Annotated in this window: 26 protein-coding genes, 6 tRNA genes and 5 pseudogenes; 7 read left to right on the top strand and 30 right to left on the bottom strand. The window is 42.0% G+C overall.

Features of this window, described 5'->3' with window-relative positions; all coding sequences use genetic code 11:
• Positions 1-77: 77 nt before the first annotated feature.
• From JCM19033_RS12350 to rpsN, 3 genes are read right to left on the bottom strand one after another with little or no spacing between them, the layout of a single operon-like run.
• Positions 78-1,250 carry a GTP-binding protein gene (locus tag JCM19033_RS12350; RefSeq protein WP_054636515.1) on the bottom strand — a complete coding sequence of 391 codons (1,173 nt, stop codon included), beginning with the start codon at positions 1,248-1,250 and terminating at the stop codon, positions 78-80.
• An 18-nt stretch (positions 1,251-1,268) separates the two neighbouring features.
• Positions 1,269-2,420 (bottom strand): FAD/NAD(P)-binding protein, encoded by a 1,152-nt coding sequence (locus JCM19033_RS12345; protein ID WP_054636514.1) that lies wholly within the window; start codon positions 2,418-2,420, stop codon positions 1,269-1,271.
• Positions 2,421-2,454: 34 nt separating this feature from the next.
• Positions 2,455-2,724: a 30S ribosomal protein S14 gene (gene rpsN / locus JCM19033_RS12340; RefSeq protein ID WP_054636579.1), complete on the bottom strand. Its 270-nt coding sequence runs from the start codon at positions 2,722-2,724 to the stop codon at positions 2,455-2,457.
• 319 nt (positions 2,725-3,043) lie between these two features.
• Here rpsN and JCM19033_RS27510 point away from each other — a divergent pair, with 319 nt between their 5' ends.
• The 3 genes and pseudogenes from JCM19033_RS27510 (at position 3,044) to JCM19033_RS12330 (ending at position 5,183) form a co-directional block, all read left to right on the top strand.
• Positions 3,044-3,781: a metal ABC transporter solute-binding protein, Zn/Mn family gene (locus JCM19033_RS27510; RefSeq protein ID WP_306301336.1), complete on the top strand. Its 738-nt coding sequence runs from the start codon at positions 3,044-3,046 to the stop codon at positions 3,779-3,781.
• Positions 3,739-4,260, top strand: a pseudogene (locus JCM19033_RS27505) (metal ABC transporter solute-binding protein, Zn/Mn family); the annotation flags it as partial. The gene JCM19033_RS27510 and the pseudogene JCM19033_RS27505, both read left to right, overlap by 43 nt.
• A gap of 170 nt (positions 4,261-4,430) precedes the next feature.
• Positions 4,431-5,183, top strand: coding sequence for a ZIP family metal transporter (locus JCM19033_RS12330; protein WP_054636513.1), 753 nt, complete (start codon positions 4,431-4,433; stop codon positions 5,181-5,183).
• Positions 5,184-5,244: 61 nt separating this feature from the next.
• Here JCM19033_RS12330 and JCM19033_RS12325 read toward each other — a convergent pair.
• The 5 genes and pseudogenes from JCM19033_RS12325 to JCM19033_RS25795 form a co-directional block, all read right to left on the bottom strand.
• Positions 5,245-6,928, bottom strand: a pseudogene (locus JCM19033_RS12325) (ABC transporter permease).
• A 27-nt stretch (positions 6,929-6,955) separates the two neighbouring features.
• Complete coding sequence (locus JCM19033_RS27500) at positions 6,956-7,243, bottom strand: hypothetical protein (RefSeq protein ID WP_306301335.1); 288 nt, start codon at positions 7,241-7,243, stop codon at positions 6,956-6,958.
• Entirely contained in the window at positions 7,213-8,085 is an 873-nt protein-coding gene (locus JCM19033_RS12320) for an extracellular solute-binding protein (RefSeq protein ID WP_306301334.1), read from the bottom strand. Before JCM19033_RS12320 ends, JCM19033_RS27500 begins: the two co-directional genes overlap by 31 nt.
• Before the next feature lie 165 nt (positions 8,086-8,250).
• Positions 8,251-8,840: pseudogene (locus tag JCM19033_RS12315) on the bottom strand (VanW family protein).
• The gene (locus JCM19033_RS25795; protein ID WP_269758177.1) at positions 8,792-9,118 is read right to left on the bottom strand and encodes a hypothetical protein; all 327 of its coding nucleotides are present in this window, start codon (positions 9,116-9,118) and stop codon (positions 8,792-8,794) included. The pseudogene JCM19033_RS12315 and the gene JCM19033_RS25795 overlap by 49 nt, the downstream one beginning before the upstream one ends.
• Positions 9,119-9,353: 235 nt before the next feature.
• On the opposite strand from JCM19033_RS25795, the gene JCM19033_RS12310 reads away from it, so the two are divergent.
• Positions 9,354-10,679, top strand: coding sequence for a cytochrome P450 (locus tag JCM19033_RS12310; protein WP_054636512.1), 1,326 nt, complete (start codon positions 9,354-9,356; stop codon positions 10,677-10,679).
• Positions 10,680-11,001: 322 nt separating this feature from the next.
• Here JCM19033_RS12310 and JCM19033_RS12305 read toward each other — a convergent pair.
• A pseudogene (locus tag JCM19033_RS12305) lies at positions 11,002-11,916 on the bottom strand (aldo/keto reductase family oxidoreductase).
• 331 nt (positions 11,917-12,247) lie between these two features.
• On the opposite strand from JCM19033_RS12305, the gene JCM19033_RS12300 reads away from it, so the two are divergent.
• Entirely contained in the window at positions 12,248-12,874 is a 627-nt protein-coding gene (locus tag JCM19033_RS12300) for a DUF421 domain-containing protein (protein ID WP_269758176.1), read from the top strand.
• A gap of 29 nt (positions 12,875-12,903) precedes the next feature.
• On the top strand, positions 12,904-13,266 hold the full coding sequence (locus JCM19033_RS12295) for a DUF4363 family protein (protein WP_054636511.1): 363 nt from the start codon (positions 12,904-12,906) through the stop codon (positions 13,264-13,266).
• 63 nt (positions 13,267-13,329) lie between these two features.
• Here JCM19033_RS12295 and JCM19033_RS12290 read toward each other — a convergent pair whose 3' ends face one another.
• The 10 genes and pseudogenes from JCM19033_RS12290 to sigW form a co-directional block, all read right to left on the bottom strand.
• The gene (locus JCM19033_RS12290; RefSeq protein WP_083465420.1) at positions 13,330-14,220 is read right to left on the bottom strand and encodes a hypothetical protein; all 891 of its coding nucleotides are present in this window, start codon (positions 14,218-14,220) and stop codon (positions 13,330-13,332) included.
• Between the two features lie 491 nt (positions 14,221-14,711).
• Positions 14,712-16,513 (bottom strand): annotated as a pseudogene (gene glmS, locus JCM19033_RS12285) (glutamine--fructose-6-phosphate transaminase (isomerizing)).
• A 127-nt stretch (positions 16,514-16,640) separates the two neighbouring features.
• On the bottom strand, positions 16,641-16,769 hold the full coding sequence (locus JCM19033_RS25790; RefSeq protein WP_269758175.1) for a hypothetical protein: 129 nt from the start codon (positions 16,767-16,769) through the stop codon (positions 16,641-16,643).
• A gap of 279 nt (positions 16,770-17,048) precedes the next feature.
• Positions 17,049-18,395: a phosphoglucosamine mutase gene (gene glmM, locus JCM19033_RS12280; RefSeq protein WP_054636510.1), complete on the bottom strand. Its 1,347-nt coding sequence runs from the start codon at positions 18,393-18,395 to the stop codon at positions 17,049-17,051.
• A gap of 173 nt (positions 18,396-18,568) precedes the next feature.
• Positions 18,569-19,723 carry a YbbR-like domain-containing protein gene (locus JCM19033_RS12275; RefSeq protein ID WP_054636509.1) on the bottom strand — a complete coding sequence of 385 codons (1,155 nt, stop codon included), beginning with the start codon at positions 19,721-19,723 and terminating at the stop codon, positions 18,569-18,571.
• Positions 19,716-20,543 carry a diadenylate cyclase CdaA gene (gene cdaA, locus JCM19033_RS12270; RefSeq protein WP_054636508.1) on the bottom strand — a complete coding sequence of 276 codons (828 nt, stop codon included), beginning with the start codon at positions 20,541-20,543 and terminating at the stop codon, positions 19,716-19,718. Before cdaA ends, JCM19033_RS12275 begins: the two co-directional genes overlap by 8 nt.
• 156 nt (positions 20,544-20,699) lie before the next feature.
• Positions 20,700-20,846, bottom strand: a complete 147-nt coding sequence (locus tag JCM19033_RS25785; RefSeq protein WP_269758174.1) for a hypothetical protein — start codon at positions 20,844-20,846, stop codon at positions 20,700-20,702.
• Entirely contained in the window at positions 20,825-21,091 is a 267-nt protein-coding gene (locus JCM19033_RS25780) for a hypothetical protein (RefSeq protein ID WP_054636507.1), read from the bottom strand. Before JCM19033_RS25780 ends, JCM19033_RS25785 begins: the two co-directional genes overlap by 22 nt.
• Before the next feature lie 7 nt (positions 21,092-21,098).
• Entirely contained in the window at positions 21,099-21,353 is a 255-nt protein-coding gene (locus tag JCM19033_RS25775) for an anti-sigma factor (RefSeq protein WP_054636506.1), read from the bottom strand.
• 18 nt (positions 21,354-21,371) lie between these two features.
• The gene (sigW, locus tag JCM19033_RS12255; protein WP_054636505.1) at positions 21,372-21,935 is read right to left on the bottom strand and encodes an RNA polymerase sigma factor SigW; all 564 of its coding nucleotides are present in this window, start codon (positions 21,933-21,935) and stop codon (positions 21,372-21,374) included.
• 215 nt (positions 21,936-22,150) lie between these two features.
• Here sigW and JCM19033_RS12250 point away from each other — a divergent pair, with 215 nt between their 5' ends.
• Positions 22,151-22,318 carry an aspartyl-phosphate phosphatase Spo0E family protein gene (locus JCM19033_RS12250; RefSeq protein ID WP_269758173.1) on the top strand — a complete coding sequence of 56 codons (168 nt, stop codon included), beginning with the start codon at positions 22,151-22,153 and terminating at the stop codon, positions 22,316-22,318.
• A 171-nt stretch (positions 22,319-22,489) separates the two neighbouring features.
• Here the strand turns inward: JCM19033_RS12250 and JCM19033_RS12245 are convergent.
• From JCM19033_RS12245 to JCM19033_RS23485, 11 genes are all read right to left on the bottom strand, one after another.
• A tRNA-Ala gene (locus JCM19033_RS12245) sits at positions 22,490-22,565 on the bottom strand.
• Between the two features lie 8 nt (positions 22,566-22,573).
• A tRNA-Gly gene (locus tag JCM19033_RS12240) sits at positions 22,574-22,647 on the bottom strand.
• Between the two features lie 6 nt (positions 22,648-22,653).
• Positions 22,654-22,728: transfer RNA gene (locus JCM19033_RS12235), tRNA-Gly, on the bottom strand.
• 105 nt (positions 22,729-22,833) lie between these two features.
• Positions 22,834-22,909 (bottom strand) — tRNA-Lys (locus JCM19033_RS12230).
• 16 nt (positions 22,910-22,925) lie between these two features.
• Positions 22,926-23,011 (bottom strand) — tRNA-Tyr (locus JCM19033_RS12225).
• Positions 23,012-23,112: 101 nt separating this feature from the next.
• A tRNA-Glu gene (locus JCM19033_RS12220) sits at positions 23,113-23,187 on the bottom strand.
• Positions 23,188-23,353: 166 nt separating this feature from the next.
• On the bottom strand, positions 23,354-24,223 hold the full coding sequence (locus JCM19033_RS12215; RefSeq protein ID WP_269758172.1) for a D-alanine--D-alanine ligase: 870 nt from the start codon (positions 24,221-24,223) through the stop codon (positions 23,354-23,356).
• Positions 24,133-24,570 carry a hypothetical protein gene (locus JCM19033_RS25770; protein WP_269758171.1) on the bottom strand — a complete coding sequence of 146 codons (438 nt, stop codon included), beginning with the start codon at positions 24,568-24,570 and terminating at the stop codon, positions 24,133-24,135. The genes JCM19033_RS12215 and JCM19033_RS25770 overlap by 91 nt, the downstream gene beginning before the upstream one ends.
• Before the next feature lie 20 nt (positions 24,571-24,590).
• Positions 24,591-25,457, bottom strand: a complete 867-nt coding sequence (locus tag JCM19033_RS23495) for a UDP-N-acetylmuramoyl-tripeptide--D-alanyl-D-alanine ligase (RefSeq protein WP_054636503.1) — start codon at positions 25,455-25,457, stop codon at positions 24,591-24,593.
• On the bottom strand, positions 25,412-25,774 hold the full coding sequence (locus JCM19033_RS23490; protein ID WP_054636502.1) for a Mur ligase family protein: 363 nt from the start codon (positions 25,772-25,774) through the stop codon (positions 25,412-25,414). Before JCM19033_RS23490 ends, JCM19033_RS23495 begins: the two co-directional genes overlap by 46 nt.
• Positions 25,771-26,175 (bottom strand): hypothetical protein, encoded by a 405-nt coding sequence (locus tag JCM19033_RS23485; RefSeq protein WP_054636501.1) that lies wholly within the window; start codon positions 26,173-26,175, stop codon positions 25,771-25,773. Before JCM19033_RS23485 ends, JCM19033_RS23490 begins: the two co-directional genes overlap by 4 nt.
• Positions 26,176-26,178 lie beyond the last annotated feature (3 nt).

Raw genomic sequence — 26,178 nt, 5'->3', positions numbered from 1 at the left:
CTCCACAAATTTATCTATTCTCTCTATCATCTGTTTCTTTCTTTGATATGTCAAATATTGGCGTTTGAAAGGAGCAGTTATAGAACCGTTTTTTCTTGCTTGGCTTTCCATTCATGATATTCGTCTGGCTGAATTAAACATCGATCGAGTGCTTCTTCTATCTCAGACTGCTTCATATCAATTCCTATAATAACTAATTCATTGATTCGGTCTCCAAATTCATGATTGATTAACTCAACCGCTGTTTCAGGCTCCTGATCAACCAGTTCCTTCTTCTCTTCGTTCGGGAGTGCCGCTGCCCAATAAGCTGCGGGTTCTAAAGATACGGAGCTTCCTGCTTGTGACAACAGTACTGCGTAGTCATGGTGTGTAGACAACCATGCCATTCCTTTCGCCCTGACCACTTCCTTCGGGGTGGATGAAAGCCAGGCAGTTAGTCTTTCCGTGTGAAAAGGCCAGCGTTTTCGGTACACAAAGGAGCTTATGCCATACTCCTCTGTTTCAGGTGTATGATTTTCCATTTCCAGTTCTTTCAGCCAGCCAGCTGATTGACTTGCATGTTCAAAATCAAACAGACCAGTACCCAGAACTTCAGAAGGTTCAATGCGCCCATACATCGTTTCAATTAAATTGGCTTCGGGCTGAAGCTTTTGTAAAAAGGCAATCAGCTTTTTGCGGTCTTGAGGTTGTAAACAATCAACCTTATTCACTATAAGAACATTGCAAAACTCTACTTGGTCAATAAGTAAATCCACAACGTCTCGCTCATCTTCCTCGTCTGCGTTTTGTTTCCTATCTATTAATGTTTCCCCTGATGAATAATCCTCCCAAAAGCGATTAGCATCTACTACTGTTACCATTGTATCCAATCGGCATTGTTCACTTAAGTCGATCCCCATTTCATCATCCAGGTAACTAAACGTCTGAGCTACAGGTATTGGTTCACTAACCCCTGTAGATTCAATCAAGATGTAATCTATATCTCCTTGTTTCACCAAACGGTTTACCTCAACAAGCAGGTCTTCACGTAATGTACAGCATATGCAGCCATTTGATAGTTCTATCATTTTCTCCTCTGTGCGTTTAAAGCCGCCACGTTCTATTAAATCAGCATCAATGTTAATCTCACTCATGTCATTTACAATGACTGCGACTCTTATCCCATCCCTATTTGCTAATATATGATTTAATACAGTCGTCTTGCCTGCCCCTAAATAGCCGCTTAAGACTGTGACCGGTACTTTTTCCATCTATCTTTCCCCCTTTCTCTAGTTAGCCAGTGCAGTGATAATCTCTGCACTTTTTCTTGCCCCGGCAATGTTGCGTGATACGGGCCCTATTTCCAATTCTGCCAGTGGACCAGAAACATGGAGCCCGTTTTCCCATTCCAAATTTTTATTAATAATAGGAAAACCGCATGATGTACACTTGGGCATATGAGTCAGCCATTCATGAATTGAATGACGAGAGGCGGCCCCTGTCGTTAAAATAACAGAGGATACTTTTTGGCTTGGATTTTCTTTTAACCTGATATCAATATAAGATCCTGCAGCTCTTACACCTGAAATTTCATCAGTAATTACTTCAAGTTGTCCGCGTCCGTACAATCTTTTAGCTTTCATAAACAAATTTCTTGGCATCGATCCCCTGTGCCTTGCCTGAGTAATCATTTTCCTCCGTATATTCAGGTCATTCTCTTTTCTGAAAGAAGTCAGGTATTTAGGCCCCAGCCACCCGGGATCACTATCAAAGTCATGAACTCGAAAAGGATGCCGTTTGATAAGTTTGACCTTTTCATTGTGCACATTACATAAATGAACAGCGGTATGTATGGAAGAGATACCGCCGCCTACAATGCCAAAAGAAGGGGGCATTTCTTTTATGGATTGCAAATCATCATTGAAAATGTGATGAATTCTGTGAGGGTTGCTTTTTGCCAGTTCTTCAGCCCACTCTGGATAGGAAGGCTGAGTGTTCATTCCTATGGCAAGTACGACCCGCTTTGCTTCTAATCTCCCATTTGTTGTATGAACCATCCACTTTTTCTTTCCTGGAGCAAGATTCTCTACTTTAGCCCTAAACCAGCAGCTGTATAGATCTGTTTCCGCAAATAGTGCTTCACAATGGGCGTTAAATAGAGGAAGGCTCGGTCTTTTAAACCTTCCAATAAAAGGAGCCGTAACCTTATTATCCTTTGCGTATTTCTGCAGACTAAAGGGGGCAGGATCCAAATGATGCACGGAAGGAGACCTTAAATAATCCATTCCTATTTTGCTTGTAATGGTTTTCCACTTGTATAAAGGGACAGGATATGGATCAATAATCAGCAATTCGTCTTTCTTTACTTTTCCACTCTTTAATAAAAATGTGGCGATCGTGCATCCATGAATGCCGCCTCCAATAATGATCCATTTATACATAGCTCCCTATCCTCCCTTTACATAGTTAATCAGTTTACCAGCTGGATTTTTTTACACCTGGAATCTGCCCTTTATGAGCCAGCTCACGAAAAGTGATACGGGACATTCCAAACTTTCTCATATAGCCTCTAGGTCTGCCGGTTATTTCACAACGATTATGAAGTCTCGTGGGTGCCGAATCTCTTGGCAGTTTTCTTAATGCTTCGTAATCCCCTTTTGCTTTTAGTTCTTTTCTTATTTCTGCATATCTCTCCACTATTTCCTGACGTTTTTTTTCTTTTGCTATCTTAGATTTTTTAGCCATTTTTATTCTCCTTTTTAAATCATAATCATTTCGATTTAAATCCAAAATTTTTTTCGTAAACAAATAGTAATTGTTACGATTTATATTTGAAATTATAATGATTTCTTTTCTCTGTGTAAAGTCTTTCTTTCTTACGCTCACTTATCTACGTCACCTGCATGTTTTAAAGTTGCCTGTAATACACTAAAATTGGCTATTTTCAAAAGCCTGATCTATGATTTTGAGAAAAAAATTTTCTAGAATCTGAACAAATTGTAATAATTACGGTTTACAAAGCAATCAATACCCTTTATACTCTTTTTTAGATTAATAAAACAGAATGATTACGAAGAGGGGATTACATACAATGAAAGCTAAAGCAGGAATTGCATGCACAATTGGTCTTTCTGCCGTTTTGGCAGCTTGTGGAGAAGCTGATCAAACGGAAGAAGCAGCTGAACAAGACGAGGGTAACGGTGAAGAAACTGAAACAATTGATGTTTACACTACGTTATTTGCTCTAGAGGATTTCGCGAATCGTATCGGCGGTGACGCTGTGAATGTAACTAATATTGTGCCCGTTGGCGCTGATGCCCACAGCTTTGAACCAACTGCACAGACAATGATTGATATTGCCGAATCAGATATGTTTCTGTACAACGGAGCAGGTATGGAAGGATTTGCTGACGCAGTTGAAGATACTCTTCAAGGAGAAGATGTGAAGGTTGTGAAAGCCGTAGAAGGCATCGATTTGATTGATTATGATCACGACCATGACCATGATCACGACCATGACCATGATCACGACCATGACCACGACCATGATGACGAGCACGGGCACGATGACCATGCCCATGAAGAAGATGAGCACGGCACGATGACCATTCTCATGAGGAAGATGAGCACGGACACGATGACCACGGTCATGAAGAGGATGAGCACGCGCATGATGATGAGCACGGGCACGATGACCATGCCCATGAAGAAGATGAAGATCATTCCCATGACGATCATGGACACTCACACGACCACGGAGACGAAGATCCTCATGTCTGGCTTGACCCAGTTTTATCCATAGAAATGGCAGAAAACATTAAAGAGGCGTTAGTAGAGGTTAACCCTGAGGAAAGCGAGACCTTTGAAAACAATTTTGAAGAACTCCAGCAGGAGCTTGAAACCCTCCATGAAGAATTTGAAGCAATGGTAGAAGCTGCAGATAAGGATACATTTATCGTTTCACATGCAGGGTACGGCTACTGGGAACAACGTTACGGATTAAACCAGCTTGGAATATCTGGACTTTCTCCTACAAATGAGCCCTCTCAAAAACAATTAGAAGAAATTATTCAATACGCAGAGGATCACGATATTGAGTATGTTATGTTTGAACAAAACATTACTCCTCAAGTCGCTGAAGTTGTTCAAGATGAGGTAGGAGCTGAAGCCTTACTTCTTCATAATCTTGAGGCTTTGGTCGAGGAGGATGAAGAAAACGAGGAAGACTACTTTAGTCTTATGAGAAGAAACATTGAAAACCTGGAAACTGCTCTTCAATAAACTAGTAAACCCAACTATCTACAAAGCCTGCAGGAACACTGCAGGCTTTTTTAAACACAATATATTACTTTTCCCCAGAGACAGGTCTCTTAAATTTATATAGTCCATGCTCTTCTATCCCTTCCTTGCACTGAATAAGGTATAAGAAAACGGCAGGACTGGAGGAAAGAATGGAAGAATTTCTTATTGCCAGTTTTTTATCGGCTCTTGCTACAGGAGCAGGTGCCGTGCCGGCACTCTTTATGGCAAGTGCAACACATAGAGCAAGAGATATTCTGATTGCCTTTAGCGCTGGATTAATGGTAGCCGCATCTACGTTTGAACTTATCCCCGAGGCACTGGAATTAGCAGGCTTTCCTGTTATTGCGGCCGGACTGCTTATAGGTGTACTGGGACTTACTTTTCTTGAGCAAAATATTCCTCATATCCACACAGAAACATCACCTGGAAAAAGCATCCCATACCCTTACCCTGCTCAAGCCATACTCGTTGTTACTGCAATCACTCTTCATAACATTCCAGAAGGTCTATCGGTAGGAGTAAGTTATGCTAGTGGAGTGGAAGGGTTAGGAATGTTGATCGCTTTTACCATCGGCCTGCAAAATGCTCCGGAAGGCTTTATCATCGCTTTGTTTCTTATCCAACAAAAAGTTCCTCGCTGGAAAGCACTTTTGATTGCTGCTTTTACTGGTATTATTGAAGTCGCTGCAGCCATCATCGGCTTTTGGCTCACAGCTTACGTGTATGTCCTCCTCCCTCTTGGACTGGCATTCGCTGCAGGCTCAATGCTTTATATTGTTTATAAAGAGCTTATCCCTGAAAGCCACGGTGATGGTCATGCGCTTAGCGCCACCTATGCCTTTGTTTTCGGCCTGGTCGTCATGCTTTTTTCAGCAGAATGTTTTAGGACATTTAAAAATTAGAATATGGTACGTTAAAAAAGAGACAAGCAACATGTGCTCGTCTCTTTTTCTGCCTTGCTTTTCAATACTTTTTCAACATATATCGAAGTGGAATAATCGACACCAAAATAAGAATCAAAGCAGCCGGTGCAGCCTGATGATAAATAGCTTCAGAAGCTTCGTAATAGATTCGCACAGCCAGCGTATCAAATCCAGGCGGCCTTAGCATCAGGGTAGCAGGCAGTTCTTTAATTGCACTGACGAACACGAGCGCGCCACCGGCAAGTACCCCAGGCAGAATCGAAGGGATAATTACTTTAAACATTACCTTCCATGGCGGATAGCCTAAGCTCCGTGCTGTCTCGTCTACTCTCGGAGAAACTAAGCTGAGTGATGCATCTCCTGCTTGCATCGCTTGCGGCAAGAATCGTACGACCATAGCAAGCGCTATGAGATAAAAAGTATTGTACAGGAACGGAAAGTGATTGTTAAAAATAAACACAAACCCTAAGGCTACAATCACGCCTGGCAGAGCGTAGCCAGCGTAGCTCATTTTATCAATACTGCTGGAGATCACCGACGGATACCTTGAACGCAAGTAAATGATCGGCAGTGCTAGGAGCATACATAATAAAGCCGCCATTCCTGAAACGAGAACACTGTTCCACGCAAACTCGAAAAAGCGTGCATCCACAGCTCCTCGGTCCAATCCGATAATTGTCCAATAAATTAAGACGCTAATTGGCAATAGGATTGAGAAAACAATAACCAACCCGATAAAAAGCACAGCCACTGGTTTCCACTTGCCAAGAGACAAAATATCAGGCTCTCTAAAAGTGTTGGAAGTTTGATAGAATTTATTTTTCTTTCTTGTTCTGGATTCAATCCATAATATAATAACAGTCAACACAATGAGGACCAGGCTTAAAACAGAAGCGGATTCTGTATCAAAGCTTGCCCGCTGAAAGTAAATGGCCGCTGTAAATGTTACGTATCTGAGCATAGCAATGGCTCCGAAATCTGAGAGAACATACAAGGCGATCAGGATAGCCCCTGCTCCGATAGCCGCGAAGAAAAGGAAGATTCACCTTCCAAAACACTTGCCTTGTATTCATCCCTTGAGACCGGGCAACTTCTTCAAAATTACGATTCATTTTTCGAAGAGAAGCACTTGCTATGAGAAAGACATAAGGGTAGGTAAACATTGTGAGTACGAAAAAGACACCCCAGAATGAATATATCGATAAAGGATAGTCCCCAAAAATGTTCACCAGCCAAGGGGTTTCTCTCCAAAGATCACGCATCCACCCACTTGGTCCAAATACAATAATATATGTCACTGCTCCCACATAGGGAGGGATCACTAACGGAAGAGCAAGCATCCACTGGAGCAGTTTCCTCCCAGGTACATCAGTCCGCACAACAAGCCAGGCCAGTGATACTCCTAGAATAACTGCACAAAGGGTAACTGCAAAGGTCAATGAAAGAGTATTCCACAAAAGCTGTGGAATTCTGCCATCCAGGAGCCTCATCCAGCGGTCTGTTCCAGCAAAAAGCGACCTCCAAATGACGTAAATGATTGGGACAGACATAAGCAGACCGACAAGGATCCCAAGCGTAAGAAGAAATGGCCCTGGAGGATTCCCACGCCAAACTCCCAGCCAGCGCCTTCTCAAGAAACGGAGAAGGGTTGGAGAAGTATTTTCCCCAACCTTGGCATGTTGATCATTATCTAGTTGTCTATTTTCATTCTTCCTCATGCTCATTATGCCCTCTCCTATATGTGGAAAACTCTATCTTAAATCAAGGTCAAGACCAGAATCTTCAATCAACATTCTAGTATCTTCAAAATAGTTTCCAAGTTCTCTTAATGGCATATCCTGGATCTTAAGCTCATCAAATCTTACAGCTTCTTCGTACGGCGGATCAAGTTCCGGATTTATAGGAAGTTCTAGTGACTCCCCAACGAAAGCAAGCTGGTTCTCTTCTTCAAGAACCCAGTCCATAAATGCCCTTGCATTTTCTTCATTCGGTCCACCGGCAACCATTCCTACACCAGCTGCGTTCGCAATGGCTCCCATCTCCCTTCTTCCTGGTCAGGGTAGACAAAACCGACATTATTATCAGTTGGCTCTTCTAACTGCTGATGATAATAATAGTTGTTAACAAGTCCAAAGGCATGTTCACCCGCACCCACAGCTCGACGGATATCACCATGACCCTCGAAGATTCCTGCAGCATTTTCCTGGATGGATTCGATCCATTCTGCTGTTCTTTCATCGCCCCACTCATAACGAAGAGCTGAAACATTTCCGATCATACCGCCATTGCCGCCACGGGTAATGGCATAGCCATTCTCTACGTCTGCCCACTCAGCATCGAATAAATCTTCCATGCTTGATGGCACTTCATCTTCGGAAACCATATCTTTATTGTAAATAAAACCGCGGGCTCTTGCAGAAATTGCTACCCACTCATTATTCTCAGCACGGTACTGGCTGTCTATGGATTCAACGTTTTCAGGGTTAGATGCCTCTAGTAAACCCTCTTGATTTAAATATTCTAAGGCTCCTAGGTCATTAGAAATAAACACGTCTGCTTGTACATTCCCTGCTTCTTCTTGCAATTGAAGAGGCTCTGCTTCATGTAACGCGCTTACTTCAATGCCTGTTTCTTCAGAAAATTTGTCCAATAGAGCCTGCACAAATTGTTCGTTCCTAGCCGAGTATACCACAAGTTCCCCGTCTAATTCACTAGCCGCTTCTTCCGTTTCATCCGTATCTTCTGTTTCTTCTGTTTCTGCATCTCCGCCGGCATCATTATCACCGGAAGCATCCTGCTCCTCTTCCTGGCCGCAAGCAGCAGCGATAATTAGAAAAGCTGCCAAAACCAGTAGAAGAAGATACTTGCTGTACTTTTTCATACTCTCTTCCCCCTTGAACTATGTAAATGAAAATGATTATCAATCTAAACACAACTATACGGTAATTGATAATCATTGTCAATACTATTATTCTGGGGGTAAACCATTTTTCCGAATCTTCATCTTCAAAAAAGAAGCCTGAATGTTGATTATATAAATGAAACCCTAATTTATATCTCTAGGTTCTGCATTCACCCTGTCTGAGGAGAACACTTGCACCACTACCATACCGCCGACCGTTTTAGCCCGAAGAAGAATTGGCTGGTTATACCCGTTTTTAAAGGTGAAATCAGGACCATGCCAGCTGACTGTAGCATCTCTTCCAGGGGGAACGTAGGAAACCCGTTTACTATGAGTGTACCTTTGGGTAATTTCCATACCTGCTTTGTCTACAGCGTTAAACAAGGTTGAAGAAACCTGGCAGATCCCTCCGCCTATCCCATCATACATTTTTCCTTTAATAATAATAGGGCTGATAAATAACCTTTTTCTTTTGTTCGCTGCCCCACTACTTCATTAAATGAAAATGTCTCTCCTGGAAATACGACATGATTATTGATCGCCTCTACGGCAAGAGAAATATTTGTTGCTCTCTCCTTCTTTTTTCGATTGAAGTAAGTAATGTACTGCCCAATCTGTTTTTCACGAATCTCCGATAAGAGCTCCACGTCAACTTTTGGGTGAATAGGGATGAGAGGAGCGCTTACTACAGTCGAACCACCGCTGTAATAAAATTGTGACACTCTACCGAACATTGCCTTCCGGTCAAGTTATATCCTTCTTTTCCCGGGATAATATTTTCCCCTTTATCAATGGAGGCATTTACCGGCCCTTGGTATACACGTTGTTCCATCCTATCTAAAAATTCCTCTATTTTTTCATGATCAATGACAGGCTCACCAAGCAATGGTTCTGTAATCACTTCCTTAGGAAGAACACCTACGACTTCCCCTTCATTTTTTACAGATAATTCACTTGTTCCGCTGTGAGCGAAAGCAATGATAATAGATAATAGCAAATATGTACCTTTCATGGCCTTCAACCTCCCATCTGTAGTATGAGTAAGGTAAAGATTTTTCATGTACATTGTCCATGTTTTCTAAAGTAAATGATGACGATTCGGTTAACCCGATACACAGGAAGCAATCAAGCGTTTATCTTCACTTGCCAAGGGTAATTATTATAAATAGAGTATTTTAAGCCGCTTCCAGAGAGTACATAGCCTCTATGAATGATGAATTTAAAATGTGAAAGAGGAGTTGGAGCCTGTGAAAGTAAAAACACCTATTCCACGTGAAAAAGGGTTCGACAAGACCCTATCACTCATCAAAGAAGGATTTCATTTTATCCCAAGAAGACGTGAAAAGCTGGGGTCTGATATTTTTGAAACTCGGTTGATCGGACAAAAAACAGTCTGCATGGCCGGTGAAGAAGCAGCCAGAGTGTTTTATGATAATGACAAATTTAAACGTAAAGGAGCTCTCCCAAAACCTCTGAAAAAATCGTTACTCGGCGAAGGCGGTGTCCATGAGCAGGACGGGGAAGCCCACAAGCACCGTAAGCGGATGTTTCTGGCAATGATGACTCCTGAACGGCTTGAGGATATGAAAAGAATTGCCGTTGAAGAGCTGGACAATAAAGCAATAGAGTGGGGAAAGAAAGATGAAGTGGTGCTTCTCAACGAGATTCAAGAAGTCTTTGCAGTAGCAGGCATGCGCTGGGCCGGGCTGCCTTTGAAGGAAGAGGAAATTAAAGAGCGAACCCAGGAGCTGGTGGACATGGTTGATTTCGGAGGTTCTGGTGTCGGCAGTTCTGCAGCCATCTTTAAAAAAGGGGTTAGTGCCAGAGACAGCCATGAGAAGTGGCTCCAGGGAATAATAAAAAAAGTGCGGGCCGGGAAGTTAGAAGTTCATCCAAATACCGCTCTCTATATTGTTGCTCACCACACAGAACAAAATGGAAAAAAGCTTGATTTAAAATCGGCTTCAGTCGATCTGAATAATTCCTACCGTCCGCTGATTGCTGCTGCCTATTATATTGCCTTTGGTGTTCTTGCACTCCATGAGAATCCGGAGGTGACAGACAAACTGAAGGCAGATAAAGACAACTACAGCCAAATGTTTGCCCAGGAAGTTCGCCGTTACTATCCTTTTGCACCTGCCATGGCGGCCAAGGTGAAGAAGAACTTTGAATGGCACGGTTATAAATTCAAAAAAGATATGCTTGTCGTATTGGATTTATTTGGAACCAATCGGCATCCGGACCTGTGGGAGAACGCAGATGAATTCTGGCCAGAAAGGTTCAAAGATTGGAAGGAAAGTCCTTTTGCCTTTATTCCTCAAGGCGGAGGCGACCATCATGCCGGACACCGTTGTGCCGGTGAATGGATGACGGTCATGGTTATGCGCTCTTGTTTTAAGTACCTGACAGAAAACATTAATTACAAGGTGCCTGAACAAGATCTTGAGTATGATATGACCCGTATTCCAACGTTTCCTAAGAGCGGCTTGATTATTTCCAATGTAAAAAGAACGACTGCTTCTCCAGTAGATTTAATGCTCCATGAACAAAGTCAGACTGTTGTAAAATCATAAAGGGTAAATTTTTGTCGTCGGCTGATCAAAATTTACCTGCGGGAAAAGCATGAGCTGAAGATTTAGCGGCGATTTTCCCCGGTTAGCTGAAGCCTTAGCTTGAACGGATGTTGTACTTGTGCTTTTAGGTGCAAGCGAGTGTATTTTTGAACAATCAACTGTTTAAAATACTTCCTATAGCAAAAGCCCTCACCGACGGTGAGGGTCCTTCTATTTAGCTGAGTTTTGTCCCAGCCTCCTTCTTAGCCAGTTTTTGTCCTATCCTCTTGCCTTCTCTTCCATACCCTTCTCCATGAGTTGTGGAAAGAGTCTTTTGCTCGTCTTATGGCAGCTCATTTCCTGCTGCTCGGTATAACTCATACCACTCTTTTCTTGTCAGTTTAACCTCTGAGGCTTTGACTATATCCAATAGCCGTTCAGTTCATGCTTCCAACAATAGGTTGAATTTTTGCAGGGTGACGAAGAATCCACGCAATCGCAACAGCCGAAGCTGTGATGTTATACTGCTCTGCCAGCTCCTGCAGTTTCGTGTTCACCTCTGGAAACTGATCATTTCCTACAAATGAACCTTGTATCATTCCATACTGAAAAGGAGACCAAGCCTGTACGGTCATATTATGTAAACGACAATAATCCATAACACTACTATCCCGCACAATACCAGCACTGTTTTGCATATTTACATTAAGCCCTGCATCAAGCATGACAGTATGCATGAGGCTGAATTGAAGCTGATTTATGATTAAATTTTGCTCTATGTATTGATTTAGAAGTTCTATTTGCATAGGGTTTTGATTGCTTACCCCAAACTGACGTACTTTCCCGCTTTTCTCAAGAATACTGAACGCTTCTGCTACTTCTTCTGGTTCCATAAGAGCATCAGGACGATGAAGGAGCAATATATCAATATAATCTGTTTGCAGCCTTTGAAGACTGCCGTCTACTGATTCAATAATATGTTTTTTGAAAAGTCAAAATAGCCTTTCCTGATCCCGCATTTCGTTTGAAGAAGAATATCTTCACGCTGTATGGAGGTCAGTTTGATTGCCTCGGCAAACGTCTCTTCTGCTTTTCCCTTTCCATAAATATCTGCATGATCAAAGAAATCGACACCGGCTTCCACTGCATTTTGAATAACTCTGGCAGCTTCCTTTTTAGAAAGAGTGCTTAACCTCATACAGCCCAAACCAATCCCTGAAGCGCTGATATTACTAGTTCCTATTTGTAACTTTTCCAAACGGTCTCACTTCTTTCTCTAAGAATACTTCCATAATAGCAGGAGGTTCCCAAAGTAAACAAATCTTTTCATTACCTGCCGCCCTTTGGCCTTTCTTCGGAATTCTATAACCCGTCATAAAAGCACCGTAACCATGGGGGTGAGAGCCTGTTTCTATCCAGAAAGATCAGTGGTATAAATGCAAAAAGCAGGGGATTTATGTTTATCAGAGTAAGAAGGTGAGATTGTTTATGCAGGAGCCCCTGGTAGTTCTCGTTCGATCGATCATTACTTTTTTACTATACTTTTATACGCGAGATTAGTTGGGAAACAGCTTATTGGGAATTTTACAATGTTTGATTACATAAACGGAATTACGATAGGATCAATTGCTGCTACGCTAGCCACCGATCTTTCCTCAAAAGCCTTGGTACACTGGATTGCTTTAACGGTTTTTATTGTTTTGACTATTATTCTCCAATTTATTGGCAATAAAAATCGTTTCCTGTCTAAAGTTCAGGATTCAGAGCCGGTCGTACTTATGCAAAATGGAATGATTTTGGAAAAGAATCTGTCAAAGGTACGAATAACAAAAGATGAACTTATGCAGCAGCTTCGCTCAAAAAATATCTTTTCTCCTGTGCAAGTAGGAATTGCAATTTTAGAACCCGACGGCTCTGTTTCTGTTCTCCCCCACTCAGACTACCAACCGGTTCAGAAAAAAGATTTTAACCTTCCAGGCCAACCGCCGCAACTCACTACCGAGCTGATTGTGGATGGAAAGATTATTACACAGAATTTATCTCAGCGAAAAAAAGATGAGGATTGGCTAATGGAGCAATTAAAGAAAAAGGGGATACATTCATTAAAAGAGGTTTCCTATGCTGCACTGCTTCCGAATGATTTATTTTACGTTGATAAGTTTGAGGATAACATAACTGATAAATTAAATATCAGTGACTACAAAGGACCTTACTAACAAGGGAATGTTATAAGGAGGTAGCTTTCATGAGAAAATTCTTTCTTTACCTTGTTCCAGCTCTGTTTTTTGTTGCTTCCTTACTCTTAATGACCAGTGGCGGGTGGTTGAAAGAACCAATCGGTAAAAGTGACGATGTGCTTTTTCACGTAGAAAATATAGAACAATATATACAAGAGGAGAGATGGGAAGAAGCTGCAAGTGAACATGAAAAGGCTTTGCAAGCATGGGATCAAATTTCTAAGAGGGTGCAGTTTAGTGCAGAACGAGACATAATAAATGAAATTAAAGGCTCCCTTTCTCGAATAAAAGGAGGAATTGAAGCACAGAATGCCAATACTATTTTATCAGAAATATATTACTTCTATGGCCTGTGGGAAGACCTAACCTAAAAGGGTAAATGTCCTGCAGGATTTAATTTCCCCCTCCTCCTGGAGAGTAAAAATTCTTTTTATTTATCGCTCTAAGAAATCCTCACAGTACATCTCCCACCGATTTGTTAAGATATCTTTTTTTAAGCCAAAGGTAAATAAATCACTCCTTGTCCCTTCTCTATGAGCTGAATATTTAAGCTTCACTGGCACTTCAAGTGCAAAGACAGGGGTAAGCATTATCTCCTCGGCTTCAACGTGCTTTGAAACAATACTGATTTTGCTTATTTCCTGTAAGATTTCCTTCCCATTTTGTGTAATGTATTCTGGTCGTGCAACCCGTAGCAGATACAAGTCATCCTGGTGAAGAGCGGTAAGAAATAACTCAACTACTTCATATGGGCCCATTTTATTGCGATACTCCTCAAGTTTTCCCGCCGCCTTTAAGACCATGAATTGATGAGCAGGATCCATGTTATTCTTTCGGTGCGTGGTGCTTCCTGCAAAGTGAATACAAAAGTGGCCCGGAAATCCGTTTGACAAAGCTCCTGCCCCATGAGGCATACCATTCATGGAAGCGGCGATCATGCGTCCATCAAGATGAACAAGTACTGCTCTACGTTTCCAGCTCCACTTTCCTTCATATATTTCTTTCATGATTTCTGTGTCGCTTGTTGTTAATGGTTGTACATCGGCGTGTTGTTTGCCAGCTCGTTTTTGTACTTTGAAAGTGAGACCAGTATCAAGATCTGTAACCTGAAATTGGGCTTTCCCGGGCATAAGAATTCGAACTTCCGGCCAAAATAGCATTTCGCCAAATGGCTGCTCTCGCACCATATGTTCAAGCGGGGAATGAGAAGAGATACCTGGTTTGTACATTTGATCTGATTCCTTCATGGCAGCCGCTTCTGCTGAACTACTCACTGCCAGGGAAAAAAGAATAAGAAGTGAGATCATTTTCAATACTGTTTTCACATCATCACATCCCCATGTTATTTCTCCATCTATTTTGTACTTCTCGGCTCACTTTATGCTTTTAACAATCAACTTACTGAACAGGAAAAAATGTTAGTAAGTTCTTACCCATAATGAAGGAAAGAATCGGGAGAATAGACGAAAAAAGTTTATGTCTACTTAAAAATGAACTGAATTATGGGGTTAGACAGTGAGGAAAACAACCGTGTGAAAAGAGAGGAAATATAAAAAGCGATTAACCTATTGGACAAGAGATCGAGGGTATATTGAACAATAAATAGTATTGGAGCCAGCATCAAATGTGTAGGGATGTTTGATTAAACAAACGTTTGATTAAGATAAAAACCATTGAAATACCTAGTGATTTCCTGCTGAAATTTTTCCATTCCCTGCCGGTTGAAACAGCCTTTTTAGCGTGGAAACGAAAAGCGGAAAGAGCATAAAAAAACCCTGATCGTTTACCAACGATCAGGGTTTGTATGAAACAGCCTCTATTCCACAGTAACCGACTTTGCCAGGTTACGTGGTTTATCCACGTCGCATCCTCTGTGAAGAGCTGCAAAGTAGGAAATCAGCTGCAATGGAATAACACTTACAAGAGGAGTCATATATTCATGGATTTTTGGAAGGACGATGTTATCTTCTTCTTCTTCCATTCCTTCCATTGAAATCAAGCATACATTTGCTCCTCGTGCTGCTACCTCTTGAATATTACCGCGAATGTTCAGATTCACATGCTCCTGAGTAGCAAGGCCAATCACAGGGTCCCATCCTCAATTAAAGCGATGGTACCGTGCTTCAGTTCTCCACCTGCAAACCCTTCTGCTTGGATATAAGAGATTTCTTTCAGCTTTAATGCACCTTCCAAGACAACATGGTAATCAAAGGCACGGCCGATGAAAAAGCAATTACGGGTTTCCAGCAAGTAGTCCCTCGCAATCTGCTCCATGGTATCCTTCTGATCGCAAAGGGTTTCCATCGCGTTTGCCACAATACCAAGTTCATAAATTGCATCAAAGTCCGTATCAATCCCCTGTGCTCTTGCCGCATCCATAGCCAAAATGGAAAATACAGCCATTTGGGCAGTGTAGGCTTTTGTAGAAGCAACTGCTATTTCCGGGCCTGCATAGGTGTGAAGAGTGAAGTCTGCTTCACGGGAAAGGGTAGATCCTGGAACATTCGTAATCGTTAAAGACTTAAAGCCTTTTTTCTTGATATTTACAAGCACGCCGCGGCAGTCTGCTGTTTCGCCGCTTTGTGAGATAAAGATAAAGAGCGGATTTTCTGATAACATCGGCTCATTGTACAAAAATTCACTTGCAATATGGACTTCTACCGGTTTTTTTGCCACCTTTTCCATGAGTTCTTTTCCAACAAGACCTGCATGGTAGCTAGTTCCAGCAGCAATGATATAAACGCGGTCAGCCTCATTCACAGCCGAGCGAATATCTTGTTCAAGCTTTATGTCACCAGAATCATTTTGATATTTTTGGATGATATTTCGAATAACGAAAGGCTGTTCATCAATTTCTTTTGCCATAAAATGAGAGTAGGTGCCTTTTTCCGTATCACTCTCATCAAGCTCTGCGGTGAAAGACTCTCTGGAAATAATCTCGCCCTCAAGGCTCTTAATTTCAACCTTGTCACGAGTAACAATCACCATTTCCTGGTCCATTAGCTCCACAAATTCTTTTGTAACGTGCAGCATAGCCATTGAATCAGATGCTACAACGTTAACCCCATCACCAACCCCTACAAGAAGCGGGCTCTTATTTTTCCCTACATAGATCGTATCGTTATTTTCTTTATCTACAAGAGCCGTAGCATAAGAACCTTTGAGCAGGGAAAGTGTTTTACTGAAAGACTCTTCTACATTCATGCCTTCTTCCACAAACAATTCTACAAGCTGCACAATGACTTCAGTATCTGTGTCACTGGCAAGGTCGACATCTTGTAAATATTCACGTGTCAATTGAGCATAGTTTTCTATCACGCCATTATGAACAAGTGTAAATCGACCAGAAGAGCTTTGATGGGGGTGGGCATTTAACTGGCTTGGCGGTCCGTGTGTAGCCCAGCGTGTGTGACCAATCCCGAGAGTTCCTGAAGCGTCCCCGTTAATTGATTCCTCAAGGGTGGCAATTCGTCCTTTTTCTTTGTAGAGCTTTACTCCGTCTTCTGCTGCTAAGGCAATCCCAGCTGAATCATAGCCTCTGTATTCAAGTTTCTTAAGACCCTTAATTAGTATATCTTTTGCTTCCTCATTTCCAGCATATCCAACAATACCACACATACATTAATACCTCCCATAAAACAGGGCAGGTTTGCACGGGGCATCCTGCCCCGCTCTTCTCTTTTTTTAAATGATTTCCCTCTGGCCGTCTGCAGGCTGGGAATCGTTCTCTATTTCTAACGTGTCATTACTCCAGCTTTTGTACAAAGAGTTGCCTCTCTGCTTTACCAGGAGCTTTCGGATGTGACACTGCATCCGGGAGGTATCCGCCGATCACTCGATAAACCTCCTCCTCGTCAACTGCTCCTTTTCTCACCGTTTCAGGAACAGTCCGGGCGCTTTTATGACTTCTTGCTTTCTTTTTCTCTCCTTTCCATTTTAGAATCTGGGATAATCTTACTATAATGACTCCTGCCGGTCAATTGTAAATTTGTCTAGTTCTTTTAATAAAAATGGCAAACTAATGAACACTTACCCTTGATTTCACTTTAGTAAACAAGGGAAAAGCCTACTGTTAAAACTTTATAGCAGGTCTGTAATATAAAAATATGCACAGGCCGGCTCTATTGTGAGTCAGCCTGTGCTGTGTTTTTGTCTATTGAGTGCGGCCCATCTGCTGTTCTACAATCTTTACAATTTCATCTACATACTTTGAGCAAAGTTCTTCTGTCTCAGCCTCTGCCATCACTCTTACAAGAGATTCTGTACCAGAAGGACGGACGAGGATACGCCCATTGCCCCCCATTTCGCTTTCAACCCGCTCGATAGCCTCATTGATTACTGTATTGGAGTGGATTTCTTCCTTGTTCACTACAGGCACGTTGACAAGCTTTTGAGGGAATTTATCCATTTCAGCAGCTAACTGTGAAAGAGGCTTCTCCGTTGCTTTAACAATGTTTGCAAGTTGGAGAGCTGTTAACATCCCATCTCCGGTTGTCACGTAATCGAGGAAAATAATATGCCCGGATTGCTCACCGCCTAAACTGTAGCCGCCTTTACGCATTTCTTCCATTACGTACCTGTCTCCCACAGAAGTCTGCTTAGTTTCTATTCCCAGAGTTTCAAGAGACTTATACAATCCTAGATTACTCATTACCGTAGTGACTAGTGTATTGTCGTTTAAAAGCCCCTCTGACTTCAGGTACTTTGCACAGATAAACATAATCCGGTCCCCGTCAACAATGCTGCCATTCTCATCAACTGCAATCAGGCGGTCAGCATCTCCATCAAAGGCAAGCCCCAAGTCAGCGCCCTTTTCTTTTACGAATGCAGATAGTGTCTCTGGATGAGTAGAGCCCACACCTTCGTTTATGTTGATTCCGTCCGGATTGTTTCCAATCGTTGAAATATCAGCTTCCAGATCAGCAAACAAATGTGGAGCAAGGGAAGAAGCTGCTCCGTGTGCACAATCCAACGCAATGTGAAGACCAGAGAAATCCTCCTGAACCGTTTGTTTCAAAAACTGCAGGTATTTCTGTCCGCCTTCAAAATAATCATTTACCACACCAAGGCTCTTTCCTGTTGGACGAGGCAACTCATCTTCTCCTGTAAGGTGATTCTCAATTTCTTGTTCCATGGCTTCAGATAATTTAAATCCATCGGAACTAAAGAATTTAATGCCATTGTCTTCTACTGGGTTATGAGAAGCAGAAATCATGATTCCTCCTTGAGCACTCAATGCTTTCGTTAAAAAAGCTACACCAGGAGTAGAAAGAACACCCAGTCTCATTACTTCGACTCCCACAGATAAAAGCCCGGAAATTAATGCTCCTTCAAACATTTCGCCTGAAATTCTTGTATCTCTTCCTATAACGATTTTTGGCTGTTCAACATCCTTTGTTAATACATAGCCGCCCGCACGGCCAAGCCTAAATGCTAATTCAGGAGTCAGCTCGGTATTTGCTACGCCTCTTACACCATCAGTGCCAAAATACTTTCCCATTTACTATCTCTCCTTCAATGACCAACTCACATGACCCTACTCTTCGGTTTCGTCATCATTATCGTTCCCATTTTCTTCTTCATCATTGTTATCTTGTTCTTCTTCTTCAGATATTTCTACCTCAGCTTCTTCCACTTCAGGTTCCACTGTGATTTCTTCTGGTCCTTCACCTTCTAAAGGGACTGTTTGTTCACCATCTTCCCTTCTTCTACTTCACCAATGATACGAATATCTTCCTCTTCAATGGCTTCCAGTTCACTTTCTGACCCGTAAACATCTACGTCCGTAGTTTCTTCTTCCGGATCAGTAATTTCAATGGTGTCACCATCTTCCCCTTCTTCAATTTCAATAGGGACATCTTCGATCGTTGCTTCTTCCTCATCTGCCACTTCTATTGTGACAGTGACGGTATTCGGTCTTACCTCTTCTACTCCTGGAGGGGGTTCTACCTCCAGCTCTAACGTCTGACTTTCAGTTATGGCAGACAAGTCTAACACCACACCCTCGACCACTTGTATATCGTCGATTACTTCCTGAGGCCCAAAGATCGTCACCTCAGTAGGTTCAAGTTCTAAATCTACTATGGTCAATCCTTCTTCCAGGCTGCCTTCCCTTGTTAAATTAACAGGTACAGAGACAAATGGGCTTGTTACAGGAATTTCCACATCTACGGTTTCAGGATTCACCTCTACATTCAGCTCGTTGCCAAATTCGTCATATACAGCTACGGTTCCTGTAGTTTCTACTCTTTCGTTTGTTCCTGCTACATCAATAAAAGTCCTTACTGAACTAATTTGATTAAGGACTGCCCTCGGTGCTGTCACTTCTACTTCTGACGGGGACACCTGGGGGGCGCCTAAAGTATAGCCATCTTCCACTCCCTCAGTATTCTGCAATTCCACTTCTACAGGTAGAGAAACGGTTTCCCTCTCCTGGAGTTCTACCTGAATGTTTTGAGGAACAATGGACACAGCCAGCTCTGCAGGAAACCCGCTATGCTGAATATTAACATGATGAATGCCTTCTCCCCGGTCTTCTAAATCTACATAGACCTCATAATTCGGGTTCACCAAAAACATAGTAATAGAGCTCTGGGGTCCTGTAAGAGTGATATCAACTGTTTCTGCTATCTCTACAATTGCGTACTGTTCATCGTCATAATATGCTTCTATTTCCACATCTTCGATCATATGTGTGGTTTCGTTTACTGTTGGGAGTGCTCCCGGCTGATTATTAACATTCTCCATGTTTACCATTGTATAGAGCATCACAGCAATCATTAATGAAATAAACTTAATAAACCAATGATTGTTGAAAAGTTTATCCATTCTTTTTCCCTCCCCACTGCCAGAGAGTAGAACCATTTTGCTTTTGATCTATTACTAAATCCTTTTCAAGCATTGCTCTTAGTGTTTCTTCATCAATATCTCTGTGAAGGTCTCCGTTTTTCGTGACGGATATGCTTCCTGTTTCCTCTGATACAGCTATGGTCAAACTATCGGTTACTTCACTGATGCCAAGAGCAGCTCGGTGCCTTGTACCTAGCTCCTTCGAGATAAATGGATTCTCAGATAAAGGCAGGTAGCAGGCAGCAGCTGATATTTCATTGTTTCTAATAATGACAGCCCCATCATGGAGGGGGGTGTTTGGAATAAATACGTTAATCAAAAGCTCCGAAGTAATGCTTGCATTCATGGGGATACCGGTTTCTACGTAATCATTCATACCTGTTTCCTTTTCAATGGACAGCAGCGCCCCGATCCGGCGTTTAGCCATGTAATTTACAGACTTTATAATTGCCTCCACTGTCTTATAAGAGCTTTCTTCCTCTGGAGCCGTTCTGCCGCCAAATATTCTGCCGCGTCCCAGCTGTTCCAGCGCCCTTCTTAATTCAGGCTGAAAGATTATGATAATGGCAAGCAAGCCGTATGTAACCATCTGTGACATGATCCACTGTAACGTTCTCAGACCAAAAAAGCTGCTCAAAAACCAGACAGCCAAAATCACAGTGATCCCTTTAACAAGCTGTACCGCCCGGGTCCCCCGGATTACCATAATCATTTTGTAAATGACATATGTGACTAATAATATATCGACAATCCTTCCAAGCCAGGTAAGGAATTGAATATCTTCTCCAATAGGGAACATCGCTCTTCCTCCATTTTCTTCTTTACGGAAAAAGCTAACCAACGACCAATATATTATAGCATAAAATCCTTAGGAGCCGTTTTGCTTCTTCGGTGCTCCAAAAGTTTTGTTTCTTTCTTGGTCAGAGTACAGCTTTCTTGCCTTACCACTATTTAATCATGAAAAACCACCCGGTGTCAGCGGATGGCTATTCCTCGTTTCCAGACAGGATATCCCAGTGAGTCTTTTTGCATGGTACCAGATCCACTCCAGCACCTGATCCACCTCTTCAATTTCTCCGGCTACTTCCCCGGCTGATGCCAAATAGGCTCTCCATTAATCACGGTTAAGTCTCCTAAAACTTCACCATGGACTTCAACACTGCCATTTTGGACAATTAAGTCTCCTTCTACCACTTCATCTTCAGGAATGACAACCATTCCGTTTTCTTTATTGATGTGAACATTCCCGCTCCCCTGGACCGATATTTCCTGGCCGGATTGATCATTCCATATTGAAAATAGACTTGAAGACATTAAAAGAAGAAAGATAGCAGAGGCTGCAGCCACCGGGTGGTTATACGCCCATTTTTCCAGGCAGCTCTTTTTCTTTTTTAGGGAGCTGTTCCATTACACTGGCTGTGAAAGAGCCAGGAGCCTCTAAATGCGAGGCACTTTGTATAAAAGCTATTGTTTTTGTTGTTTCATGATAATGGGAATGGCAAGTGCTGCACTTTTTTAAGTGCTCATAGAACGAGGCTCTTTCTTTCGCGTCTAACTCTTCGTTAAAATATCTTTTTAGCACTCGATCATGGTAGTGATCACAAGCCATGGTAACTCCCTCCCTTCATCATGCGCCGCCAAGTCGCTTTCTTAACGCTTCCCTTCCTCTATGCAAGTGAGTTTTCACGGTATTTGCCGGCAGATCTAATATGTCACTAATTTGTTTTATGGGCAAATCTTCTATGTACCTTAAAATAATAGCTGACCTGTATTTAGGAGGCAAGTAAGAAATTTCCTTTTGAATCCACTCCTGCATTTCTACAGTTACCACTTCTTCCTCAGGCAATGGCCCTGCTGCTGCAACCTGTGAGTAACCGGTGACGCCCTCTGTACCTTTCACCTCTGCATCCAGTGAATAATCAGGCTTCTTTTTCCGTAAGCGGTCAATACATAAATTTGTAGCAATGCGGAACAGCCAGGTAGAAAACTTCCTTTGCTCATCAAAGCTTTCAATATTGGCATAAGCTCTTAAAAAAGCTTCCTGTGCAACATCCTGTGCTTCATGAGCGTTTCCTGTCATACGATAAGCAATTTGGTATACTTTATCTTTATAAAGATCGATCAATTCTGCAAACGCCTCTTGATCCCCGTTTTTCACTTCTTTAATCAGCCGTTTTACCAGGGCATCCATTATCTCAACCTCCGCCCAGCTCGGGTCCTTCTTCTACGAAAGAAGGAGCTTTAAAGTTTCATTATCTCGATAAGAAAATCAATCTTCCTTATTGTACCAAAATTTTTTTCGCACCAAGATATGCATATGGAAGATTTTTTAAAAATATGCTATTTGTAATGTTTGCTTTTCCTAAATTGGGGGTATACCATATTTAGGAAAAAGTGGAGAAAGAGGTGAAGATTGTGCCGGAAGAAAGCCTCATCAATGAAATTGAGATGATCAGGGAGCAATTGAATAAAGAAGCGTGGAGTAAGCCTCTGTTCTCCAACGAGGTCGTTCAACTAAGCAAGAAACTCGACTCATTATTAAATAAATATGACTCTTATTTTGCAAAGCATTAATTACCTTCAGTGATGACTGAGGGATATTTTTTTCTTCTCTTGTTCTTTGGGAAAGCTGTTTTACCGATGACAGTCTCTAAACATGCGTTCATTTTCTTTTGCTTCCTGAACTATGGTATGTATAAAAACACAAAAAAACCTTAGTGCATCACTAAGGATCGTTATCATTATTGGTGGAGCCTAGCGGGATCGAACCGCTGACCTCCTGCGTGCAAGGCAGGCGCTCTCCCAGCTGAGCTAAGGCCCCTTCTTATATGGAGCGGGTGATGGGAATCGAACCCACGACATCAGCTTGGAAGGCTGAGGTTTTACCACTAAACTACACCCGCAGATTATGGAGCGGAAGACGGGATTCGAACCCGCGACCCCCACCTTGGCAAGGTGGTGTTCTACCACTGAACTACTCCCGCATGCAAGAAGACAAACGAGAATCCGTACTTATGTAAACCATATTAAAACATGTCGGCAAAAAAGCCGACTCTAACACGTCCATGAATGGGCAACTATTAAGTAAATGGTGAGCCATGGAGGATTCGAACCTCCGACCCTCTGATTAAAAGTCAGATGCTCTACCAACTGAGCTAATGGCTCGTCCATATAAATAAAATGGTGGAGGGGGACGGACTCGAACCGCCGAACCCAGAGGGAGCAGATTTACAGTCTGCCGCGTTTGGCCAACTTCGCTACCCCTCCAAAAAAGATACCTTCCAATTAAAACATATTAAGGTTTCCATGTCAACCTCAATTATATTTTAAGAAAAAAACAAAGCCCTCTTCCATGAGAGCAAAAGTAGTGGTGACCCGTACGGGATTCGAACCCGTGTTACCGCCGTGAAAGGGCGGTGTCTTAACCACTTGACCAACGGGCCATGTTGAAATGAATATATATTGTCTCACTGACAAAAAATATTATATATCAAACTATATTATAAATCAATAGGTTATTACTATTTTTAGAGAAAAAATTTAAAATCTCTTTATTTCTTTTAAAAAAAGGGAAGAGGCTGCCTTTGATGGCTGCCTCTTTTAGCTTTCCTAACGGTTACTCGATTTTGAGCCGCCTTTGCTTCCACCTTTTGCTCCTTGAGCACTATGCAAAGAAAATAAGTTAGAATCAATCGAAAACGTAAGCTTTTCTCTTTCTCTTTTACGCTTTAAAGCAAATTGAATCATTTGGTGAGTAAGCTGCTTGAAGTCTTTTCCAGCTGGATCCCATAAGTAAAAAGATAAAGAACCGGGAATGGTGTTAATTTCATTTATATATACTCTTTGTTCGCTGTTATCAATAAGGAAATCAATACGAGAGACGCCGCTGCAGCCAAGAAGCTGAAATGTATCAATGGCAAGGTCTTTCACTTCTTCTTCAAGGTTTCCTGGAATGTCTGCAGGAATAATACGGTCTGTGCTTTCCATTCCTTTAGAGGCTCCGCCTCCTCCTTTACCGCCACCTTGATATTTGTCCTGGTAGCTCAAGATTTCTTCGGTTTTCAGAACTTCTTCAATAACGGAAGCTTCTGCATCCTCGTAATCTCCTAAGACAGAGCAGTTTACCTCTTTCATATCGGTCACCATTCGTTCCACAACAATTTTGGCGGCAAATTCCATGGCTTCCTCTACAGCTGTTTCTAATTCTTCCCGGTTTCCTGCTTTGCTGATTCCCACACTAGAGCCAAGATTAGCCGGCTTGACAATTACCGGATATTGAAGCCTTTCTTCTATCTCTTCGATAAAATCCTCGCTGTCTGCATTCCACTGGCTATTATAAAACCATACGTAATCAAGAATCGGCAGACCTGAGTCCCTTAATACCTGCTTCATGAGAATTTTATCCATTCCAACAGCAGATGATGGAACATCACAGCCAACATAAGGCAGGTCAAACAATTCAAATAACCCTTGAAGCACGCCGTCTTCTCCAAATGTACCGTGAATGATTGGGAAGCTACATCAATCTCAGCCATTATTTTCTTTCCAAATTTAGGGGCAGGGTCTTTCTGCAGAGCAACTCCGCCCGCCTCATTCTTCGTGACAATGACCTTTTGAGCCTCTGAAAGAAGCTTTTTGATATCCTTATATTTATCAATATCCAGGAGCTGTTCTCCCGTATACCAGTTCCGATCCTTACTTATATATACTGGTATAACCTCATACTGGCTGCTGTCCATCTCATTGATGGCCTGGAGAGCTGAGATTACAGAAACCTCATGCTCAACAGAGACACCGCCAAAAAATACTCCGACTCTAGTTTTCATGCCGCTTTCCTCCTAATTTCTCACTCATTGAATGTATCGGGTAAATCATTCTCTAAAAGAACCACTGATTTTTGAGTTGCAAGCTCATTCATTTTGTCTAAAGCTTCTTGCAGGTTTCTTGCTACAAAGTACTGGGATTCGGGGTACCCTTTTTCCTTTAAGCCATCCTGCAAAGGAATTGTTTGTTTTTTTCCGACGAGAATAACAAAGTCACAAGCGTCAGCTGCGTGCATCCCTAACGCTTTGTTTAATTCATACTCTCTATCTCCCAGTTCAATCATCCCGGGAGTAATCAGAATCTTGTATTCTGGCATCTGTCCCAGAACCTCAAGAGCCATCTTTGAACCAACCGGATTGGAGTTAAAGGCATCATCAATGATCGTGATGTTTCCATTCGGCTTTTTAAGTTCAAGACGGTGCGGAACAGGCTGTGCCTTTTTGACTGCTTGTGCAATCTTTTCAAGGGAAATACCCTTCTCTGATCCAATGGCTACCGCTGCGAGGATGTTGTAAATATTATGACGGCCAAGCAGCTTCGTCTGCATTTCCACAGAGGTTCCATCGTACTTTGTAACGGTAAAATGAGTTCCTTTTGAGGAATAAGTAATATCAGTAGCCCGGTAATGGAGGTCCTCTGCATCAATGCCGTAATACATGGTTCTGACTTTATTTTTTTGTTGGTATGCCATAATGTTCTCATCGTCTTTATTGACAAACGCTGTCCCATCATGAGGCAATGTTTCTACAATCTCGTATTTTGTTTTCTTAATATTATCAAGAGTCTTGAAGGTGTCCAGATGCTGTTCTCCGATAGCAGTCAGAACACCGTATTTGTGATGAACTAACTCACAGATTTCCTGAATATCATGCTCTTGCTTAGCGCCCATTTCTGCAATGAAGATTTCGTGATAGGCTTAAGCATCGTTCGAATCGTTTTTGTTACGCCCATTTTGGTATTATAGCTTTCAGGAGTCATCAGAACATTAAATTGAGAGGAAAGCACTGTTTCAAGCATATGCTTAGTACTTGTTTTCCCATAGCTCCCTGTTATCCCCACTACCTCAAGGTTAGGCATACTTTTAATGATCTTTTCCGCATCATTAAAGTAATACTGGTTAACCTGACTCTCAATAGGCCAGTTAATGGTATTGGCAGCAATCATGACAAAGTAGGCCAAAATATTGCTCACAATCAGCGGAATCATAAACCAAAGAAGGGAAACCTCGCTCCGGCCCCAATCAAAGCTGCAACGACCGCAACGATAAGGTAAAGGATACCTATAGTTGCTAACAACCGTTTTACCCTCGGGGTAAACACTAGCTTTTTCTTTTCAGTAACCTTTGGCTGAAAATAAATATTTAATCCATAAAGAGCAGTACCAAGAAGAAGTGCAGTGTTTTCAGCCCCGAAAATCAGTGGGATAATGGCAAGCAGAGGCCAAAAGTCCTTTCGCTGGTACACCAAATCTTTATGTTCGTTCATCCACTTCCAAATCCGCTCATTGCGGTAGGAGTTAAGCTGGAGCATATGAGTGCTTTTCTTTATTCTGATCGCTGTATAAAAGCCCCAGATACTTAAAAATAATATAATTAATAAACTTGTCATAAA

This window comes from Thalassobacillus sp. C254 (assembly GCF_001310615.1).
Note: the sequence above shows the minus strand (reverse complement) of the source record. Positions and strands in the feature narration are given on the sequence as shown.

Excerpts from the sequence above, each read along its gene's own strand:
- JCM19033_RS12350 (WP_054636515.1), bottom strand. The coding sequence starts at position 1,250 with ATGGAAAAAGTACCGGTCACAGTCTTAAGCGGCTATTTAGGGGCAGGC.
- JCM19033_RS12345 (WP_054636514.1), bottom strand. The coding sequence starts at position 2,420 with ATGTATAAATGGATCATTATTGGAGGCGGCATTCATGGATGCACGATC.
- rpsN (WP_054636579.1), bottom strand. The coding sequence starts at position 2,724 with ATGGCTAAAAAATCTAAGATAGCAAAAGAAAAAAAACGTCAGGAAATA.
- JCM19033_RS27510 (WP_306301336.1), top strand. The coding sequence starts at position 3,044 with ATGATTACGAAGAGGGGATTACATACAATGAAAGCTAAAGCAGGAATT.
- JCM19033_RS12330 (WP_054636513.1), top strand. The coding sequence starts at position 4,431 with ATGGAAGAATTTCTTATTGCCAGTTTTTTATCGGCTCTTGCTACAGGA.
- JCM19033_RS27500 (WP_306301335.1), bottom strand. The coding sequence starts at position 7,243 with ATGGGAGCCATTGCGAACGCAGCTGGTGTAGGAATGGTTGCCGGTGGA.
- JCM19033_RS12320 (WP_306301334.1), bottom strand. The coding sequence starts at position 8,085 with ATGAAAAAGTACAGCAAGTATCTTCTTCTACTGGTTTTGGCAGCTTTT.
- JCM19033_RS25795 (WP_269758177.1), bottom strand. The coding sequence starts at position 9,118 with ATGAAAGGTACATATTTGCTATTATCTATTATCATTGCTTTCGCTCAC.
- JCM19033_RS12300 (WP_269758176.1), top strand. The coding sequence starts at position 12,248 with ATGTTTGATTACATAAACGGAATTACGATAGGATCAATTGCTGCTACG.
- JCM19033_RS12295 (WP_054636511.1), top strand. The coding sequence starts at position 12,904 with ATGAGAAAATTCTTTCTTTACCTTGTTCCAGCTCTGTTTTTTGTTGCT.
- glmM (WP_054636510.1), bottom strand. The coding sequence starts at position 18,395 with ATGGGAAAGTATTTTGGCACTGATGGTGTAAGAGGCGTAGCAAATACC.
- JCM19033_RS12275 (WP_054636509.1), bottom strand. The coding sequence starts at position 19,723 with ATGGATAAACTTTTCAACAATCATTGGTTTATTAAGTTTATTTCATTA.
- cdaA (WP_054636508.1), bottom strand. The coding sequence starts at position 20,543 with ATGTTCCCTATTGGAGAAGATATTCAATTCCTTACCTGGCTTGGAAGG.
- JCM19033_RS25775 (WP_054636506.1), bottom strand. The coding sequence starts at position 21,353 with ATGGCTTGTGATCACTACCATGATCGAGTGCTAAAAAGATATTTTAAC.
- sigW (WP_054636505.1), bottom strand. The coding sequence starts at position 21,935 with ATGGATGCCCTGGTAAAACGGCTGATTAAAGAAGTGAAAAACGGGGAT.
- JCM19033_RS25770 (WP_269758171.1), bottom strand. The coding sequence starts at position 24,570 with ATGAAAACTAGAGTCGGAGTATTTTTTGGCGGTGTCTCTGTTGAGCAT.
- JCM19033_RS23495 (WP_054636503.1), bottom strand. The coding sequence starts at position 25,457 with ATGGGCGCTAAGCAAGAGCATGATATTCAGGAAATCTGTGAGTTAGTT.
- JCM19033_RS23490 (WP_054636502.1), bottom strand. The coding sequence starts at position 25,774 with ATGATTCCGCTGATTGTGAGCAATATTTTGGCCTACTTTGTCATGATT.
- JCM19033_RS23485 (WP_054636501.1), bottom strand. The coding sequence starts at position 26,175 with ATGACAAGTTTATTAATTATATTATTTTTAAGTATCTGGGGCTTTTAT.